The organism is Oceanobacillus jeddahensis (assembly GCF_000750635.1).
Taxonomy (GTDB): domain Bacteria; phylum Bacillota; class Bacilli; order Bacillales; family Amphibacillaceae; genus Oceanobacillus; species Oceanobacillus jeddahense.
Window position 1 is genome coordinate 261,024 of the sequence record NZ_CCDM010000005.1, and the last position, 19,796, is coordinate 280,819.

Genomic DNA, 19,796 nt, shown 5'->3' on the forward strand with positions numbered 1-19,796 from the left:
ATGAAAAAGGGTATTTTTCTGATTATTACCATAGTATTATTTTCAATAATGGTGCTTATATTTTTTAAGGTACCTGTTGATCAGGCAGATGAAAATGAAGAGGACAGCATTGACATCATTGATGATGAGGAAAGTACATTACAAGGATATTATTTCAATGGCTATATTGATATGCGGAAGCCATTTGAAAGTTTTGATGAAGTAACAACGTATATGTATTATATGAATAATTATTTAAAGGAATATTTGAATCAAACTGTACTAACTGACGACAAAAAGGAAGATGAAGATTATGTCCATTATTTTAATCAATTAGAAGATTCAATATATCCGATTTCTTTTCAAAATAAATATGATCTGAATAATGGTGATTATGTGAAGGTGACCTATAAAGGAGGAATCAAAGAATCCTACCCGGCGCAAATTGGAGAAATAATCGATGTTGAAGTGATGGATTTGAAAGATTAACTTTTTAAGACAATAAAGATAAGCAACGTATGAGAATTGCTTCTGCTTTATTAAGGGGTGCAGAGAAGTGGGTGAAAAAAGAAGAAGTTCCACTTATAAGGTGCTATATTAAGCCTAATCCGCTTTGAAATGGAAAAAATGCTGATTGACGGATAGACCATCAATCAGCACTTTTTCATATTCTCTTGGCTAACTCGATAAAATAATCCAGGCTTTCCGGGTTGATCAAAGACCCTTTATTCATAACAGTAGTTGGATCCTGTCCCATTAAAATCTTTTTAACAGGAATTTCTACTTTCTTTCCATTTAAGGTTTGCGGAAGTTCTCTTACTTCATAAATATGGGTAGGGACATGTCTTGGTGAGCAGTGTGTACGTAGCTGCTGTTTAATTTCTTGCTCAATGGTATCCGTTAATTTTTCTTCATCTTTCAGTACAACAAATAAAGCTGTTATAGAGTCTCCATTTTCTCTTGGTAAATCTACAATTAAGCTATCTTTAACAGCTGTAACCTCATCCGTCACACGATAAATTTCACTCGTTCCAATTCGGACCCCACCGCGGTTAATTGTAGCATCAGACCTTCCATAAATAACAGTCGTATTTCTTTTTGTTAATTTTATATAATCGCCATGACACCAGACACCAGGGAAGGTATCAAAATAGCTGTGATACATCCTCAATCCAGATTCATCATTCCAGAAATAAATAGGCATACTTGGAAATGGAGCTGTTAACACAAGCTCGCCAATTTCATCTATGATAGAATTTCCATCTTCATCAAAACTTTCTATTTTTGCGCCTAATCCTGCACATTGAATTTCGCCGGCATAAACAGGCTGCGTCGGAGATCCAAGTAAAAAGGCAGTGCATACGTCCGTACCTCCACTGACAGAAGAGACCCAGATATCATTTTTAAGATGTGAATAACACCAGGCAAACCCTTCTGGAGAAAGGGGAGAACCTGTGGAACTGATATTTTTTAAATAAGATAAATCAAAATCGTTTTTCGGTGATATATTTTCGTTCATACAAGTTGTAATAAAGCTGGCACTTGTTCCAAATACATTCATTTTTGTCTGCTCGGCAAGTCGCCATAAAACTTGTTTGTCTGGATAAGCTGGACTGCCATCATAAAGAATAATAGAAGACCCTGTCAGTAATCCGCCGACAAGAAAATTCCACATCATCCAGCCTGTAGTAGTAAACCAGAAAAATCGTGAGCCTCGCCCTAAATCCAAATGTAGATGAATTGCTTTCAAATGTTCCAGTAAAATGCCGCCCTGACTATGTACAATTGGTTTCGGTTTACCTGTGGTCCCAGAGGAATATAATATCCAAAGAGGGTCATTAAAGGCGACAGGTGTATAGGACATTTCTAACTTTTCATGATGGGCAGTTGCCTCGTGCCAGGATATTGGCTGTACACAATCGCTGAAATCCGCTTGTTTATTTAGATAAGGGATCGCTATTGTTGTTTTTAAAGATGGAAGAGCAGCCTGCAACGCTTTGACCACATCTAATCGATTATGCTTTTTTCCATTATAAGAATAGCCATCAATGGTAATCATTGCTTTTGGCTCAATTTGCTGGAAACGCTCCATCACACTTTGTGTTCCAAAATCAGGAGAAGCACTGGACCAAATCGCTCCTAAACTTGCTGTTGCAAGGAAGGCTACGACAGTTTCATAGATATTAGGTGCATAACATGCCACTCTATCTCCTTTTTGTATACCTTGGTTCTCTAACGTTTTTTGAAGGGCAGCCGTATCTTGATACAGCTTTTCCCAAGTAACTTCCTGCTGCTCCCGGTTTTCTGATGTATGAATAATGGCTGGAGTACTCAATGACTTATTTCGAAATACATGTTCTGTGTAATTAATGGCCGCTTCCGGGAACCATTTTGTTCCAATAATTTGGTTGCCTGAACGAACATTTTGATAAGGCTGGTGCGATTGGACGTTAAAATATTCCCAGATAGATTCCCAGAATGTATCAAGATCTTCCACGGACCATTTCCATAACGTATGATAATCATTTGTCTGGATTTGTTTATATTCTTGTAACCAAGTGCGGTAAGAAGTAATATGTGAATTTTCTATTTGTGCCTCACTTGGTTCAAAAAGTAAGGTACCTTCTTGTATTCCCATTTGCAAAATCTCCCTTCACTCTTTCAATACTACCATTATAAGAAAACGCTTTCCAAACGTAAAGGTCATGGAATGGAAAACATGTGGGATTGGGAGTAGGATTCTATCTAAATGAAAAGCATTGCGATTATTTGTTTCGTCAAAATATATATTCATTATATGCATGGTTGAGGTAAACTATTTTTAAATTCTGTCTTCATTTTTTTCTTATACTTTACTGTCAATAAAAAAGCTAAATCAAGAACGTCCGCTCTTGATTTAGCTTATATCAACCAGAAGAAGAATCTGATTTTGCAGCTTGTGTCATTTGATGCCAAACAGATCCTTTTGCCTGTTCACCACCTTGAATACGCTCTAAGGCTAATTTTATTTGCATGCGTACTTCAAATTCCGGCTCCACTTGGGATGCTTCTTCAAGGGCTGGAATAGCAGAATTATCCCCAACCTCATATAAATACATTGCCCCACGCCAACGGACAATCCGACTCTTATCCTTTAACGTTTCTATCATGTTTGGAATAGCTTCTGTAAAACCTAAGTCAGAGATACAATCTCCAGCAGTTCTTCGGACGTTGACGGCTTTGTCAGCTAAAGCTTCATATAATAATGGCAGAGCGGCTTTGTCCTCCAGCATCCCTAAATAAGCAGTGGCTAATCGCCGAATAGACGCTTTTTCATCGTGAATAGCTTTTTCTAACAGGGTAAGATCATCCAGCGTCGGGTCTAGACGGTCCAGTGCAGCATAACGTTCACGCCAATCAGGATTATTTAATTTTTCAATAGGGACATGTTGATAATAATTTGTTATATTATCTGTGTCCTCATCTTGTTGAAAAGCTGATTTCACGATCGTATCTAATCTGCCCTGATCATAGCTTGCCTTTAGCTCTTCCACCACATCATGCCCAATTTCATCCATATGACCGTAGCGGGGATGCTGTTCTTCCCATTTTCGATCCATAATGACATTTTCAGAAGCAGGAGAGACCTTCATTACCGCATTGGAAAAACGCTCTGGCAGTCCGAAGCGTTCCTCCTTGTCCCCTTCTGTCAGCTTTACTTGCATTGGTATTTCTAAAAACATTTGAATATAAACATGAACTTCCCCAAATGATTCAGAAGGAGCTTCGCCTGTATGAGACAACTCATCTGTCTGATTAAAAGCCTCATCTGTTCCTAATACATTACGGACTTGAGGCAGAAGTTCCTCCCAAGGTGTTTTTGGATGCCGTGCCAAAGCAATAAAGTCAATAACACGATAGATATTTTTAACCCCTTCCAATGTGAAAAGCTGTTGCACATATTTCGGTGCCTGGGTTAAATCATCTTTGTCACTATAGTTATAGGTTTCGTTAGGGGGTAAAGCCTCATTCACGTTGATTTTCATTGAGTGTGGACTTGGTGTTGGTTCTATAGAAACAATTTTCATTTTCATGCTCCCTTAACGCTTGTATTCTTCCATCACCTTAATTAATTCACGCAAATAATCTGGTAAATCAGGTGGTCTTCTACTTGAAACAAGATGTCCGTCAGAAACTGCCGGCTCATTAACCCATGTTGCACCAGCATTCGTCATATCATCTTTAATTCCTGGTGTACTGGTTACCGTCTTACCTTCTAAAATATTGGCAGAAATTAATACCCAGCCGGCATGACAAATTTGTCCGATCGGTTTTTGATGATCATTCATATGCTTTACGAAGTTGATCACTTCAGGGAAACGGCGAAGTTTATCCGGAGCCCATCCTCCAGGAACCAGAATGGCATCATAATCTTCTGGATTTACTTCTGAGAAAGCATAATCAGATTCTGCCGGAACACCATATTTTCCAATATACTTTTGATTTGCTTCTTGTCCGACTAAATCTACCTTGGCGCCTTCTTCACGTAAACGGTGAACAGGGTACCATAATTCCAAATCTTCAAAATCATGATCGACTAGTGCGATAACTTTTTGGTTTTGTAAACGCAAAATAATCCCTCCATTCTGTATAAAATAAGTTTAACAGACTGGTATAAAAATGACGATCAGAAAGCCTTCTAAGTCGATATATTTGAATAGAAAAAGCCATCATCTCTTCAATAGGAGGTGATGGCAATTTTGATATAATTTATTTTAAAGCATCCTGTACAGAAACATATTCATAATTTAAATCATTAGCAACTGCTTCATTCGTCACATGTCCATTCATTACATTCACACCGCTGGCAATAGGTGCGCTATTTTGAATGGCGCTTTCTACTCCTTGTTTCGCGATATTAACTGCGTACGGTACCGTCACATTGGTTAACCCGACTGTAGCAGTACGTGGAACAGCGCCAGGAATATTTGCAACCGCATAATGAAGAACGTCATGTTTTACATAGATTGGGTCTTCATGCGTAGTCGGATGATCAACTGTTTCAAAGTTACCGCCCTGGTCAATGGCGACATCCACAATAACACTACCTGGTTGCATGGATTGGATCATTTCTTCTGATACAAGCTTCGGTGCTTTTCTACCTGGGATTAACACAGAACCAATCACGAGATCAGATTCTTTGACTGCCTCTTCAATATTTAATGGATTAGACATCAATGTTTGAATACTGGAACCAAAAATCTCTTCCAGTTCACGGAGGCGCTGCGGATTCAAATCAATAATCGTAACATCCGCACCAAGACCGATAGCTACGCGGGCTGCATTTGTACCAACGACACCACCGCCGATAACGGTTACTTTTCCGCGTTTTACGCCAGGAATTCCGCCAAGTAAAATCCCTTTTCCACCTTCTGATTTCTCTAAATATTGTGCGCCGATCTGTGTAGCCATACGTCCGGCAACTTCGCTCATTGGTGTCAGAAGCGGAAGAGCGTTTCCTACTACAATGGTTTCATAGGCAATGGCTGTGACTCCTTTTTCGACAAGTTCTTCTGTTAGTCTTGTATCCGCTGCTAAATGAAGATAGGTGAATAGTACTAATCCTTTCCGGAAATAGCTATACTCTGATTCAAGCGGTTCTTTTACCTTCATAATCATATCAGACCGTTCCCATACATCCTTTGCCTCTGTGATAATTTCTGCCCCTGCTTGCTTGTATTCTTCATCTGTAAAACCGCTGCCCAATCCTGCTTCTTTTTCAATAAGGATGGTTTGCCCGGATTGGACAAGGTTAACCACTCCTGCTGGTGTCATTGCGACACGGTTTTCATTATTCTTTATTTCTCTAGGAACCCCAATAATCATGTTCAATCGCCCCTTTGTTAATCATTTATACTTATAATGGTAACGCTTTCTTTGTGGAAATTCATTAGGGAAATTAATGAATTAAGAGTATAGTATTTGTGTAAATACACAAACGCTAATTTTTTTCTAGTTTATCAGCTAATAATTCTAAATAAACAGCTACTTTTTGATGCGGATTTTTTAAATCAAGGTTACTAATTTCATGAATTCGTTTTAATCGATAATTCATTGTATTTGGGTGGATAAACAAAGCTTTTGCTGTACGGTGTACGTTCGAATCATGCTCCAAATATTTTTCTAAGGTGTACAATAAATTACTTTGCTGACGTTCATCATATTGTTGCAGGCGATGAATGTATTTATTTGTATGATGGCGCTTTTGACGGTGTTCCTTCAAGATATCTATCCATTGAAATACACCTAAATCTTCATAAAGAAAACATGAAGATAATTCATTGGGAAACTTCTTTTGCAGTGAATTTGTCTGAAGAGCCTCTTCATAGGCGCGTGTCATATCTTTTGCTGAATCATAAATTTGACTCGCCGCACCCTGCAGGAAAGTCAGCTGCAGCTGTGTACTTATTTTTTCCTGAAACTGTTCAATAAACTGATAAATTTTATCCGATGTATCGTGGTCCTTCCACAGTCGAACGAGTAAGATAAAGTCTTGATCGTCAAATAAACGGAAAATCGTATTCACCTGCATGACCGTTTCAGAAAGATAAGAAGCGTGCTTTTCAATTTGTGGTGTGATCTCATCTTCAAAATGGAAGATAACGATAGCCAGGCCATCCTGCAGTTTTATATTAAATTGTTTTTCATAGGACTGTATGGTACTTGTACTGACAAAATCAGCTGTTAACAGCTGCCAGAAAAAATCTTTATAAGCTTGCTCTGCATTTCTTCTTCCCGGCAGCTTTTGCAAGATAAATTTTTTCACCTGTCGGGTGGCTTCTTTTAGAATTTCCAAATCATCAGCAGAATATTCGTTTTCACCTGTATGTGCCCAAATAAAACCCAATATTTCGTTCTTCTTCCAGATGGAAATAGCGATTCGGTTTCCAAGCCCAATTTCTTTGATTTCAGGGATAATAACGGGCTGATCACTATCAATTAGTTTAGGCATTGCTCCGTTCTTCCACAAACCGTTAATGACTTTATCAGGGACTTTCCGGTTCATGATCGTACCGATTCGTGCTTCATCAATGTTTTCGGTATGTTTACTATATGCCAAAACGTAATGATTGGCATCCTCGATCGTAATCGGGCATACCAGTACCTCGCTAATCGTATCAGCAAGGTCGTCTAAGGAAGAAAAAGGCTTCTGCAGCGTCATTATTTTATGCTTTGCCGAATGAGAAGAATCCATAAAGTGCCCTCCTTTATAAAAGATGTGGTCGAAATAGAAAACACATTATTTTGAATAAATTTAATAATTTGTATACTTGCTTTTTATTGGTAAAATAGACTATCATTTTCCATAAGCAATCCATTTTATATATATTGGCTAAAAGTATATACATATTTTATTTTAGTATATACACAAGAAGATTTCACCTGATATTTATAAGATGAAAAAGAACAAGAGGGGGAAACACATGAGAAAAATAATGAAAATCTTCGTTATTGCAAGCGCATTCATTGGAGTGATTGTAGGTGCCGGTTTTGCTTCAGGACAAGAAGTATTACAGTATTTTACAAGCTTTGGTACATGGGGGATTTTAGCTGCTTTTGTTTCAACAGTGCTTTTTGCGTATGTCGGTATGATGCTTGTCTGGTTAGGGAGCAGAGCACAAACAACTTCTTATAATGAAGTAATTTATAAGATTAGCGGGAAATACTTCGGCTTTATCGTTGATTGTGTTCTTGTATTTACTGTGTTCGGCGTAGGAGTAGTTATGCTTGCTGGCGCTGGAGCAAATCTTAATCAACAGTTTGGACTGCCTCATATTGTAGGTGCTGTTCTTATGTCTGTATTAGTACTTTTAACCGGTATGTTAAAGGTAGATAAAGTGGTTGCGATTATTAGTAGTATTACGCCATTTCTAATCCTGTTTGTGATTATTATTTCTATTTATAGTTTTACAACGATGGATGGGTCTTTTTCAGAATTGGATAGTACGGCAAGAAGTCATGGACCATTTTTTCCTAATTGGTTTATCGCAGGATTAAATTATGCAACCTTCAATACATCTGTTGGTGCAGCAATGTCTATCGTGATGGGAAGTGCAGAAAAAGATAGAAAAACAGCTGCTATTGGCGGTTTAGTAGGTGGTATTGGACTTGGTGTGTTAATCCTTCTTAGTCATTTTGCTATTTTTGCAAAGATTGAAGAAGTCGGTAATTTGGAAATGCCGATGTTAGGTATTGTGAATAATGTTTCACCGGTATTAGGTATTATTATGGCGATTGTTCTATTTGGAATGATTTTTAATACGGCAATTAGTATGTTCTTTGCATTTGTTGCCAGATTTGCAAAAGCAGAAACGAAGAAATTTAATATTATTTTAGCGATAACGCTGGTCGCCGGGTTTATACTGAGCTTTGTCGGTTTTACAGATTTAGTTTCTAAATTCTATACGTTGATTGGATATATGGGATTAGCTTTGATTGTTGTTCTGATTATCACACCGTTTAGACTTAAAAAAATTAAATTTGATGACAAATGATGCACGTGTGAAAAAGAAGGAAAGGTAAAGTGAACTATAGTGCCGGCCATCGGAATTTGATTTATTCACGCAAGTTCTGATGACCGGGACTTTTTGCATACGTCGCATACCCTGAAAACCCGGTAGAAGGAGTATAACCATATTTCAAGGAAGGATTTCTAAGAAGAACGATATCGGATTAATGGAATAGATTTTTAAGCCTTGAAACAATTCCTCTTGATGGTGTACTATTTTTTTCTGTGCTTCCCTTTGAATCTTCTGTTTCCTTTGGAGCTTCCATGTTCTCTATATCTTTGAGGTAAATATGTTCTGCATCTATAGCATAAGCATAAGTGAGTACTAAACCAATCTCGGTATCATTCTCTTGATTACTTACCGTTGTATGAGGAATAGAAAAGCGATCTGCAAGTGCTTTTTCTTCTTTTAAAAATTGGTATGAAATATTGCCATTCAATAATATTTTAGCCTTTGGATGCTGTTTTAATTGGCGTTCTAACTCAGCGAGCCCTTTATTAGACATTACCTCTCCAATGGTTAAAACAAAGGCAATGCGTTCCCGCAATGTACCAAGAAACATTTTCCGTTCGCTTTCTTTGGGCAGGCGTGTTCCATACATACCTTCTTGAAGGTAATCATCTACATTTTTTTTGCTCATTTTATTTCATCCTTTTAATCCATTTTCAAGTTGCTGTTTATCTGTATCAGCAATTTTTACACTTTAAGAAAGTATAAAGAATTCAAGGAATAAAGTATAAGTGTAACTAAGGCATTCTCGAAAGGCTTGCACTCAAGAGTATAAAGGATTCTAAGAAAGCAATACACGCTTTCAAGGCTCCCTTTAAAGAATGTCAAGTTCTCTTTAGATATTCTTTATTCTCCATCTAATGTACCCTATTGTTGTATTTCAAGCAAAGAAAATCATTCCAATTTCCTATTTTTCTTTGATCAGGTAAGCTGAAATAAAAATAGGTTTCCTAATAAAAAATCATGCGGAGAGTTTTATCGCAGTGTAACTGGATAGGGCGGGGACTGGGACTGCGATTACTCGCCCCATCGAAAAACCTCCACTGAAGGAAGATTCACTTTATAAAAAATGTTAAGATAAGATAAGCTATGTTAGAAATATTTTGTGAAATGAGGGATTAATATGAAGCTGCATTCCAGAAAGCCGATGAAACTCCATCATAGTATTTCGCTTATTGATGGATTTGATTTTGGTGTAAGTGGCAGAACCGGTTCTTATATCATTGAAGAAGATGAACTTACCATTGTTGAAACAGGGCCTAGTCCCGCAGTACCTTATATTAAGAAAGGTTTAGAGGAATTAGGATATACATTTGCAGATGTGAAACATATTATTGTAACACATGTTCATTTAGACCATGCTGGTGGAGCAGGGCGTTTATTAGAGCTGTGTCCCAACGCTATTTTATATGTTCATCCAAAAGGAAAAAGACATCTTGTTGATCCGAAGAAATTGGCGGCAGGAGCCCGGGCTATTTATGGAGAGCGTTTTTCCGAATTATATGATCCGATCGTACCAGCCGCGGAAGAAAGAATTGTGGAAAAAACAGAAGGCGATATATTACAAATTGGAGAAGAGCGGGTATTAGAGTTTTGGGATACTCCGGGGCATGCCAGACACCATTTAGGCATTTATGATCGACTAAGTAACGGGATGTTTACAGGAGATACAGCTGGAATTCAATATGAACAATTGTTTCCACATGGAGTGAACTTCTTTTTGCCTTCTACTTCTCCTAACCACTTTGATCCAGATGCGATGAGACATTCTTTGCAACGATTCCGTGAGAAACAATTAGATTATATCTATTTCGGGCATTTTGGGGAAACAGATTTAGTAGAAGAAGCGCTGGATTGGGCAGGGGCATGGCTGGATATTTTTGTGAAAAAAGCAGAGACTGCGTTTGCAAAAGGACAAAGCTATGATGAGATTGCAGAAAGTCTGTTAAAATATGTGCAAGCGGAGCTTCGGGAGCAGGGAATAGCCGATGACCATGAGGTTTATCAGATGATTCATATAGACTTGCAATTAAGCGCACTTGGCATGATAGATTATTTGCAGAAAAAGTAAATATAGAGGTGAATGTTCCATCCTGACTAAATAAAATGGGGAAGGACACCTTCTTTTAATAAAAAAAGAAAAGAAGTGCCGTTTGAGCACTTTCTTTTCTGTTTTCACGAAAGGGAGGCAGAGCAAAATTGAGAAAAAAGTTGCGCATTATTACTGTTTTTTTATTAGGTTTGATTATTGGGCTCTTCCTAATGCCTGAGTTATTTCAGATGTTCGACATTTCATTTTTCCGATTGTTTGATTAAATAATGAATGTCATTTAGTCCATGTTTAAATTTATTTCCAGGCTTACTGGACAATGGTCGCTACCAAGTGTATCCCGATGAACCTCCATGTTTTCCAGATATTTTTCTAAAGACGTGGAAATAATTACATAATCAATACGCCAGCCGATATTTCTTTCGCGGATGGTTTTCATGTAAGACCACCAGGTGAAAATATCATCGCGTTCAGGATAGAAAAAGCGTAATGTGTCTGTGAAACCATTAGTTAAGATCCGTGTCATTTTCTCCCGTTCTTCTTGAGTGAATCCAGAGTTCCCGTGATTTGTTTTATCATTTTTTAAATCGATTTCCTGATGAGCTACATTTAAATCTCCGCAATAAATCACCGGCTTTTTCGCATCCAGTTCCTGCAAATAATGAAACATTTTATCTTCCCATTCCAACCGTTCTTCCAGGCGGGTTAAATCTCGTTTTGAGTTAGGTGTATAGACATTGACGAGGTAAAATGCCGGATATTCTAATGTGATTATTCTTCCTTCCGGTTCGGTTTCCCCCTCTTGAAAACCGTAAGAAACATGGAGCGGCTCATGCTTTGTAAAGATTGCTGTTCCTGAATAGCCTTTCCTTTCTGCGTAATTCCAATATTGATAATACCCTTCCAAATCCAATTCAATTTGCCCTGCCTGCAGTTTTGTTTCTTGTAAACAGAAAAAATCGGCATCTATTTCATGAAAGAAATCTAAGAACCCTTTTCGAACACAGGCTCTGATTCCATTGACATTCCAAGTAGTTAATTTCATCTGACTGTCTTCCTTCCTGTAAATATCGTACAGTTAGTTATTCTATCATATTTAGATGGGAAAGAGCTTTCTTTTATATAAAGAGTAGAATTATTGAGATTTTTCGATTTCTACTAGAGAGTAACTGTAATTTATTGAAAAACACCGCAGGAATGCCCTAATTGTTCGGAGAAATATATATTTTCACTGGTATTCGCATGTATAAAAATAAAAAAATAATCTTTAGCAGACGAAAAAACTGAAATTTAATAAAAAATCTATTGTTTTTCTTCTGTATTATGCATATAATACACTTACAAGATGTACTAATGTATTAATACAGTAAACACTTATGTACAATAAGAATGAGGTGAGAAATTGGATGGCTATCCGATTTGATAAGCGTGAAGCTGTGTATATTCAGGTGATCAGGTATTTTAAAGAACAGATTGCAATTGGAGAAATAAAGTCTGGTCAGGAAATTCCTTCACGCAGAGAGTTAGCACAGCAATTGAAAATTAATCCGAATACCGTACAGCGAGCTTATAAAGAAATGGAGGAGGAAGGCTTGATTTATACGGATGGAAATAAACCAAGTATTATTACAAAAGAAATGGATCGAATTAAAGAAATACGTGAAAGTTTAATTACGGAAGCAATTGATCAATTTGTAGATCGTATCACCTCTTTGCAAATCCCAAAGGAACAAGTTTTTGAACTTGTGCAAATAAAATTAAACGAGCTGGGCAAGGAGGATAAAGAAAAGCATGATTAAATTGACAGGTGTAGAGAAAAAGTATGGGAGAAAAAAGGTTTTAAACGGAATTACTTTTGAAGCAGACAAAGGTCAGATTACCTGTTTAATCGGAATTAATGGTGCAGGGAAAACAACCATCCTTCAATCTATTATGGGGCTGACTCCTTATCAAAAAGGAGAAATTACAATTGATGATGAAAAGCTGTCTCCACAAGTAATGGAGAAAATAACATATATTCCAGATACAATGACCCTTTTGCCTAAAATGCGGATCAAGGACGCTTTTCAATTTATGAAAGATTTCTATCAAAACTGGAATGGGGAGCGGGCAAAAGAAATTTTAGAGTTCTTTAAGCTGAAAGAAGATGAACGTATTTCCCAATTATCTAAAGGCAATACAGCAAAAGTGAATTTATTAATGGGGTTGGCGATGGATGCAGATTATATATTAATGGATGAACCTTTCTCCGGCATCGATATCTTCAGTAGAGAACAGATTGCAGATGTGTTTACCAGCCATCTAGTCGAAGATCGTGGTGTTATCATCACAACACATGAGATCAGTGATATTGAACATTTAATTGATAAGGCTGTTTTACTGGCTGACGGTGTGGTGAAAAAAGAATTTATGACAGAGCAGCTAAGAGAGACTGAAGGGAAATCTGTTATTGATGTGATGAGGGAGGTATATCAGGGATGAAGCTTTTTGGAAAGCTAGTAAACTTTGAATTCAGACGGTTTTTACCGATTTATATTACGCTGCTTGCAGTTGTATTTTTGATACAGGCTGCCAGCGTGGTATTTCATGCTTTTGTGATGAAATCTGATATTACAGAAAGTGTTGTTAAATACGGAATGTCCAAAGAGCAATTCCTTTATGATAATGGCTTGGTTTCGATGGTGAATATATTGCCGGGCTTTATGTTTACCATGCCTATTGTTATCGCTGCAGTAACTATATTTATCTATATTTTATTTATCTGGTATCGGGATTGGCTTGGAAAAAACACGTTTATTTACCGTTTGCTGATGCTGCCGGTAAAACGTATTCAGTTATTCTTTTCCAAAGGAGCGGCGATTCTGATTTTTGTGTTTGGGCTGATTGCTTACCAAATAGCTATTCTGCCTGTATTACAGCTCATTTTGAAAATGATAATCCCGGTTGATTACCGGCAGGATTTAACCGCTCAGGGGATGATCAGAAGCTTTTATTATTTGAAACTTCTGCTTCCGGAGCATTTTATTGATTTTATTATTAATTATAGTTTTGGAATATCTTTCGTGATTTTATTGTTTACCATGATTTTAATTGAACGAAGCTACCGTTTCCGAGGAATAATTATGGCTGCCTTTTATGGAATTGGAGCACTGATTCTTGTATTTTCTCCATATATTTTACAGGTAATCTTGGAGGGCTACTTTTATGAAAACGAACTTTTATGGATGCAATTTGCAATAGCAATTATCGTTTCCATTATTTCGATTTTCTTCAGTAATCATTTGTTAAATAGAAAGATAAGGGTGTGATAGAGATGAATCATTTCAAACGTTATACTGTCATATATGTTGCATTAATTTTCATCTCGGTTATCATCATTGGATTTTATGTCATGGATAATAAAGAGATTGATTTTAACTGGAAAACAGTATCAGGGGACGAAGAGGTTGTAGAAGATGTTTTAATATTTGGAGACGGGCAAAACAATCCAAATATGGCTTCGCGTTACACTATGATGCCAGATCCTTTTCGGTTATCAATCGATGAATCAAAGAGGATAGAAAATCCGAGAGGAACCCTTTATGGCTGGAACTATCAAGACCAGCAAATGGAGGAATATGTAAATGAGTATAAAGACTTTATGCGTGGAAAATACTATTGGGCAGAGAATTTTACAGAAACAGATAATCAGCTAATCTATGTAGATGAAGATGATTTAGGATGGGATTTCGATGAACAGAATACACTTCAAGTAGAAGTACTTGATAAGGAAACAAAAGAAGAAACCGGATTCGATATACCTATCGAAGAAAACCTTCAAGTATATGGAGTGGACTCAACAGATGTTCATGATGATAAATTGTATGTCCATTTATTTATAGAAGGACAATTTAATGAGCGTACAGATATTTACGAGGATGAAAGCGCGATTCTTGTCATTGATCTAAATAATCAAAGCTTAGAAGATATCAAGTTTCCAGACAAAGATAATGAACAAAAAGAGGATGTATTTGCTACTTTAAACTTTAGGGACAGTGGTTTGATCGATGGGGAGATGAACTATCTCTATACTTATGATGAATATCAGGTAACGCAAGATGGAGGCTATCAAGGAGACTATCCGGTCAAGTATGAATTGCGTCTATATAATGTAGATGAAGATCGTTTCAAATCAATCAATCTATTAGAAGAAAACGTGTATGCAAGTGATTACCTTCAAATTTATGATAATGCGGTTTATTCAGGTGTACTGCAGGGATCAAATTATACTTTAACAAAATTTGATAAGAATTTAGAGGAGCAGGGAGCTGTTTTTGACGAAAATGTGTTGAATGGTGATTTAGAAGTAGGGCAAGAGGACCTATACCCATTAACAAACGTTCATAACGGTAATTTTTATATTGTGTTTCCTGCATTTTCAACAATGGCTGTAACGGATATTTCAATTAGCGCGTTTAATCTGGAAACAGGGGAGAATGTTTACGAGGGAATTATTCAAGCAGAAGATTCTATGAACCAGTACCAGCATTTTGATTTGTATCAGTTAGAATTTAAGAATGAGTAAAAATAAAAGCGGAATAGAGGCTTCCTTTATTCCGCTTTTTATCGCGGAGAACTTTCCGTAAAACTCTCGTCTCCAAATAAAGCGTAAGAATAAATTTATGTAGGCGGGAGATCAGGTGAGCTAACTCCCTGAATCACTTAGGCTAACTCAGTGAGAGAAGAACGGCAGACTAAGTTCGCGATGTCCTGGGGTTGCGGTTACTCGTTCCATTGTAAAGAGTTGTGTGTCGAAAACTCCCACAGAGTGAAGTTTTGTTTTATCAGGAAGGAAAAGTGGTGATTTATTTGCTTTTAGATATTGTACAGCTCAGTTTTATGATTATACCGATCTTGATCATCTACACAGCATATAAACTGATCAGGAAACGGTTTAATTATCTGTTTACAGAGATTATTCATATGGTGTTTATATGTTATCTCTTTATTTTAATCTACATTGTCTGGTTTTCTATGCCAGTAACATTCGAATACATAACGATCAATGTAATACCTTTTCATACGATAGCAGGATATGTGACTGAAATTTTTGCAGGGGATCTTTCAATTAAAATTATTGCGTCTAATTTGTTAGGGAATGTTTTGCTTACTATGCCAATGGGGATTTATCTGTATTTTAATCGTATTTCTTTAAACACGACAACAGCCGCAGCGATTTTGGTTCCTATCATTATTGAATTGGGGCAGCTTTTGCTTCACTATATAGGATTTGCAACGAGGTCAGTAGATATCGATGACATTATCCTAAACTTTGCAGGAATGTTAATTGGTTATTATCTTGCTAAGCTCTGTAAGTTTGTGAAAAAATCAAAATATATCGACTAATTGATTAATAAGAAAAATATGTACTATGTATAAACCGCCTCAGCTCCATAATTAAAGGAGCTGAGGCGGTTTTGCAATTATTATCTGATGCCGGCACGGATTGTTTCGTATTGAACAGCCAGACGTTCACGTAGTAAATGCTCTTCATTTTGCATATAAACATCTTGCTGTGCTTTGCGCTTGCTTTTAAAAAGTTTCTTTAGCATGTAGTTCACCTTCTTATATTTATTTAAAAATGACCGGTCAATTTCTTAATGTATGTGAAGCTTAAGGAAAAGATGTGTATTTTTATTGGATATAAGCTATAAACACAGTTTTACAGTTACCATCATGTACAAATTCGATCATGGTGGTGTATCCTGCTATCCATCTGATTCTTGCAGCTTGATTTTGGCACACACATAATAGACAGCTTTTCATTTACTGATTGTATTCAGTAAAATAAACTGTCTAATCGGAGTACCTCAATGTAGTAATCAATCTTCCATTTATATCCTGCATTTTAAAAGTGGAAAGTTGATTTATTAAAACTGACTGGTTAGCCTTTTAAGATATTACACGAATCGATATTAATAAACAAGGAATATGCTTCAATAAATTTCTCCACCTTCCTCACTTAAGAATAAGCATATATATTTTGCTATTTCAGGATTATCAAGTTCTTCTTTATTGTGCTTGCTTTTAGTCAAATCAGCTTTTTTTTGAACGAATGATAGTGCATAGCTCCGCTCCAGCCAACCACTCCGCTTTCCATGGGGACGGCTTCAGCTAACTTGAAAAGAAGACCGCTTTTCAAGTGGATCTTCAGCTCGCCCTGTTCCCATAGGAGTCTACGTGGTTGGCCTCCGCTTAATTAGGATTCTACAAAGAATGAAAGAAATAACATTCTGTTGGGGTGGACGAAATAGTATAACTATCGCTTGATGACACGATTATTCCGTTATTTTAAATAGCTGGTTTACCAGTTCGAATCAAAACAGCGTGGATAGTTAACATCAAGAATAACTTTCATGCACAGAACGTAATCTTAGTGGAACTTTTACCATGCAGCATAAAAAATATGTTCTGCCTGATCTACCTTTTATTTGTTCAACTATTTCACATATAGAGCACCTAACCAGCGGAGGCGGACCGTTTTGACTCCTGAGGGATCAGCACCATCTGAAGATCCACTTTTGCCAAGCGATCTTCTTGGCAAAAGTTAGCTGAAGAGCGTGCCCCGAGGCAGACTAAAGTCGCAACGTCCTGGGGTTGGGGCTGTGATTACTCGCCCCATCGAAGAGCTTTTGCGATTACACACCCCATCAAAACCGTTGTACGTCGGAAAGCAAAACGATCCGCCGCAGCGGTATTTTACACTTCACCTGCTATTCTTAATCAAGGGAGTTATCGAAAGAACAATCAACTCCTGTTTTTATGAAAATGAAGTTACTTTTTAATATGAGAAAGTTGATTAAATTCAAAAAATGATGGCTGGGAAGTTTCACTTTATGTTATAAAAGTGGAAATTCATTCTGAAGTTTTTCGCACCTCTTCCGTAAAATAAATTTTAAATAACTCACTATCCCCCAAAAGCACTAAAAGCAAAAAAAACAGGAGCTGCGTGTGGCGAACAGCTCCTTCAAGGCATGGGTTGTTGTGATGGTTTGAATCAATGACAACGTTGTCTAGATTCTAATATAGTTTATGCGATAACAAAGTGGTTGTCTCGTCACTTATATCAATGCAAACATACATTTATTGCGGATTAGCAGCTAATAAATGCCCAATTTGTTTGGACTTAAAGGATATGTGTCACAAAGGCGTTGCAAACTTAGCCTTTGTGACACGTTAGGAAAATTTTTCTTTATTGAATCGTCTCGCTAATCAATTCCTTAATTTCAGATTGCTTTTCCTCTGTAAACAAGTGGACAATCTTACTGCCGACAATCACACCATCACAATAAGAAGCCAACGATTTTGCCTGATCTGGATTAGAAATGCCAAATCCTGCTAAAACTGGAACATTGCTTAATGCGGTTAACCTTTTTAAGTAATTTAGCGTATTTTTATCATGTTGTTGACGTTCTCCAGTTGTACCGTTAACAGAAACAGCGTACAGAAATCCTTCTGAAATTTGGGCAATTCTTTTTAAACGCTCATCTGGACTTGTCATCGCTGCTAAACGGATGAAGGAGATCGAATTATCAGAAAGGGCAGCTGCAATTTCTTTTTCCTCTTCCATTGGAATATCTGGAATAATGATCCCATCCACTCCTGCAGTATCGCAGTCTTTTGCGAACTGTTCGTAGCCATAGTTCCAAATCGGATTAATATAGGTCATCAAAATAATCGGGATGTTCCGTGTTTCTTTTTGTTTTCTGACCTCATCCAAAACCAGCTTTAGTGTTGTTCCTTCTCGTAACGCTCGTAAGCCGGCATCCTGAATAACAGGACCATCAGCTACTGGATCGGAAAAAGGGATTCCTAATTCAATAGCAGATGCACCGCATTCTTCTAGAAAATGGATACGTTCATTGATTTGGTTGATTCCTCCGTCACCTGCCATCATATAAGGAACGAATAGAGGCTTTCCAGTTGCTTTTATCTGATTTAGTTTATTTTCCAGTTTATGCTTTCCCATTGGAATCCTCCTCCAGTTTTGCTTTGACCTGTTCCACATCTTTATCTCCACGTCCAGATAGGCAGATAACCATTGACTCTTCAGTAGACATTCCTTTTGCAAGTTTGCAAGCATAAGCAACAGCATGCGCGCTTTCCAAAGCAGGAATAATACCTTCTAATTTGGCAAGTAATTGAAAAGCTTCTAAAGCTTCTTCGTCTGTAATGGAAGGGTAACTAACCCGGCCGGTATCATGTAAATGACTATGTTCAGGTCCAATGCCAGGATAATCTAAACCAGCAGAAATAGAGGCTGCTTCCTGAATTTGTCCGGCTTCATCCTGTAATAAATAAGTAAATGTACCGTGTAACATGCCGGGAGATCCACCGGTTAAAGTAGCAGCATGTTCATTCGTATCGACGCCTTTACCTGCTGCTTCGACACCAAATAAATTAACTTCTCTATCTTCTACAAACGGATAGAACATTCCCATCGCATTGCTGCCGCCGCCTACGCAGGCTACGATTGCATCTGGAAGCTTTCCTTGTTTTTCAAGGCTTTGCTGTTTGGTTTCTGAGCCAATCACGGATTGGAAGTCCCGGACAATACGCGGGAAAGGATGCGGCCCGACAACTGAACCGATAATATAATGGGTATCATGGACATTATTTACCCAATAGCGCAAGGCTTCGTTCACTGCATCCTTTAAAGTAGCGCTGCCTTGAGAAACGCTGACCACTTTTGCACCTAAAAGCTCCATGCGAAAGACATTGAGCTTCTGCCTCTTGACGTCTTCCGCTCCCATAAAAATGATGCAATCCAGGCCAAGCAGAGAACAAACAGTTGCTGTAGCTACGCCGTGCTGTCCAGCGCCTGTCTCAGCAACGACTTTCTTTTTACCCATCCGTAAAGTTAAGAGCGCTTGCCCGATGGTATTATTAATTTTATGTGCACCAGTGTGGTTAAGGTCTTCTCGTTTTAAGTAGATTTTAGGTCCGCCTAGATGCTTGCTTAATTGTTCTGCTTCATACAAGGGAGTTGTTCTACCAATGTATTCTGTCAGATAATTATTTAATTCCTTTTGAAAAGAAGAATCTTTTTTTGCTGCTTCATAAGCTTCTTCAAGCTCTAAGACAGCCGGCATAAGTAATTCAGGTACATATCTGCCGCCGAATTTACCGTATTTTCCGGAGACATCTGGAAATGTATATGATTGCATGTT

The 19,796-nt window shown here is 37.5% G+C and carries 18 protein-coding genes; 8 read left to right on the forward strand and 10 right to left on the reverse strand.

Translation table 11 applies throughout. The features are described from left to right. The gene (locus tag BN986_RS19945; protein WP_040983432.1) at positions 1 to 468 is read left to right on the forward strand and encodes a DUF3221 domain-containing protein; all 468 of its coding nucleotides are present in this window, start codon (positions 1 to 3) and stop codon (positions 466 to 468) included. A 175-nt stretch (positions 469 to 643) separates the two neighbouring features. Here the strand turns inward: BN986_RS19945 and BN986_RS19950 are convergent, their stop codons facing one another. From BN986_RS19950 to BN986_RS19970, 5 genes are all read right to left on the reverse strand, one after another. Further along, positions 644 to 2,617 (reverse strand): acetoacetate--CoA ligase, encoded by a 1,974-nt coding sequence (locus BN986_RS19950; RefSeq protein WP_040983434.1) that lies wholly within the window; start codon positions 2,615 to 2,617, stop codon positions 644 to 646. Positions 2,618 to 2,885: 268 nt separating this feature from the next. After that, a complete protein-coding gene (locus BN986_RS19955; protein WP_040983436.1) occupies positions 2,886 to 4,046 on the reverse strand; it encodes a conserved virulence factor C family protein in 1,161 nt (386 codons plus the stop codon). A gap of 12 nt (positions 4,047 to 4,058) precedes the next feature. Further along, positions 4,059 to 4,589, reverse strand: a complete 531-nt coding sequence (locus BN986_RS19960) for a type 1 glutamine amidotransferase domain-containing protein (RefSeq protein ID WP_040983438.1) — start codon at positions 4,587 to 4,589, stop codon at positions 4,059 to 4,061. A 139-nt stretch (positions 4,590 to 4,728) separates the two neighbouring features. Further along, entirely contained in the window at positions 4,729 to 5,844 is a 1,116-nt protein-coding gene (gene ald / locus BN986_RS19965) for an alanine dehydrogenase (RefSeq protein ID WP_040983440.1), read from the reverse strand. Between the two features lie 115 nt (positions 5,845 to 5,959). Then, positions 5,960 to 7,213 (reverse strand): PucR family transcriptional regulator, encoded by a 1,254-nt coding sequence (locus tag BN986_RS19970; protein WP_052400971.1) that lies wholly within the window; start codon positions 7,211 to 7,213, stop codon positions 5,960 to 5,962. A gap of 238 nt (positions 7,214 to 7,451) precedes the next feature. Here BN986_RS19970 and BN986_RS19975 point away from each other — a divergent pair, with 238 nt between their 5' ends. After that, on the forward strand, positions 7,452 to 8,513 hold the full coding sequence (locus BN986_RS19975; RefSeq protein WP_040983794.1) for a YkvI family membrane protein: 1,062 nt from the start codon (positions 7,452 to 7,454) through the stop codon (positions 8,511 to 8,513). Positions 8,514 to 8,691: 178 nt separating this feature from the next. Here the strand turns inward: BN986_RS19975 and BN986_RS19980 are convergent, their stop codons facing one another. After that, positions 8,692 to 9,168, reverse strand: coding sequence for a YueI family protein (locus BN986_RS19980; RefSeq protein ID WP_040983441.1), 477 nt, complete (start codon positions 9,166 to 9,168; stop codon positions 8,692 to 8,694). 498 nt (positions 9,169 to 9,666) lie between these two features. Here BN986_RS19980 and BN986_RS19985 point away from each other — a divergent pair, with 498 nt between their 5' ends. Continuing rightward, the gene (locus tag BN986_RS19985; RefSeq protein ID WP_040983795.1) at positions 9,667 to 10,608 is read left to right on the forward strand and encodes an MBL fold metallo-hydrolase; all 942 of its coding nucleotides are present in this window, start codon (positions 9,667 to 9,669) and stop codon (positions 10,606 to 10,608) included. A gap of 259 nt (positions 10,609 to 10,867) precedes the next feature. On the opposite strand, the gene BN986_RS19990 is transcribed toward BN986_RS19985, so the two are convergent. Beyond that, entirely contained in the window at positions 10,868 to 11,632 is a 765-nt protein-coding gene (locus BN986_RS19990) for an exodeoxyribonuclease III (protein WP_040983443.1), read from the reverse strand. Positions 11,633 to 11,993: 361 nt separating this feature from the next. On the opposite strand from BN986_RS19990, the gene BN986_RS19995 reads away from it, so the two are divergent. From BN986_RS19995 to BN986_RS20015, 5 genes are all read left to right on the forward strand, one after another. Continuing rightward, positions 11,994 to 12,386: a GntR family transcriptional regulator gene (locus BN986_RS19995; RefSeq protein WP_040983445.1), complete on the forward strand. Its 393-nt coding sequence runs from the start codon at positions 11,994 to 11,996 to the stop codon at positions 12,384 to 12,386. Next, positions 12,379 to 13,068: an ABC transporter ATP-binding protein gene (locus BN986_RS20000; RefSeq protein ID WP_040983447.1), complete on the forward strand. Its 690-nt coding sequence runs from the start codon at positions 12,379 to 12,381 to the stop codon at positions 13,066 to 13,068. The genes BN986_RS19995 and BN986_RS20000 overlap by 8 nt, the downstream gene beginning before the upstream one ends. Continuing rightward, on the forward strand, positions 13,065 to 13,895 hold the full coding sequence (locus BN986_RS20005; protein ID WP_040983449.1) for a hypothetical protein: 831 nt from the start codon (positions 13,065 to 13,067) through the stop codon (positions 13,893 to 13,895). The genes BN986_RS20000 and BN986_RS20005 overlap by 4 nt, the downstream gene beginning before the upstream one ends. Positions 13,896 to 13,900: 5 nt before the next feature. Next, positions 13,901 to 15,151, forward strand: a complete 1,251-nt coding sequence (locus tag BN986_RS20010; RefSeq protein ID WP_040983451.1) for a hypothetical protein — start codon at positions 13,901 to 13,903, stop codon at positions 15,149 to 15,151. A 221-nt stretch (positions 15,152 to 15,372) separates the two neighbouring features. Next, positions 15,373 to 15,972 (forward strand): VanZ family protein, encoded by a 600-nt coding sequence (locus tag BN986_RS20015; protein ID WP_187378592.1) that lies wholly within the window; start codon positions 15,373 to 15,375, stop codon positions 15,970 to 15,972. Positions 15,973 to 16,052: 80 nt separating this feature from the next. Here BN986_RS20015 and BN986_RS27945 read toward each other — a convergent pair whose 3' ends face one another. From BN986_RS27945 to trpB, 3 genes are all read right to left on the reverse strand, one after another. After that, entirely contained in the window at positions 16,053 to 16,178 is a 126-nt protein-coding gene (locus BN986_RS27945; RefSeq protein ID WP_256709055.1) for a hypothetical protein, read from the reverse strand. A gap of 1,640 nt (positions 16,179 to 17,818) precedes the next feature. After that, positions 17,819 to 18,595, reverse strand: a complete 777-nt coding sequence (trpA, locus tag BN986_RS20020) for a tryptophan synthase subunit alpha (RefSeq protein ID WP_040983455.1) — start codon at positions 18,593 to 18,595, stop codon at positions 17,819 to 17,821. After that, a complete protein-coding gene (gene trpB, locus BN986_RS20025) occupies positions 18,582 to 19,793 on the reverse strand; it encodes a tryptophan synthase subunit beta (RefSeq protein ID WP_040983457.1) in 1,212 nt (403 codons plus the stop codon). The genes trpA and trpB overlap by 14 nt, the downstream gene beginning before the upstream one ends. Positions 19,794 to 19,796 lie beyond the last annotated feature (3 nt).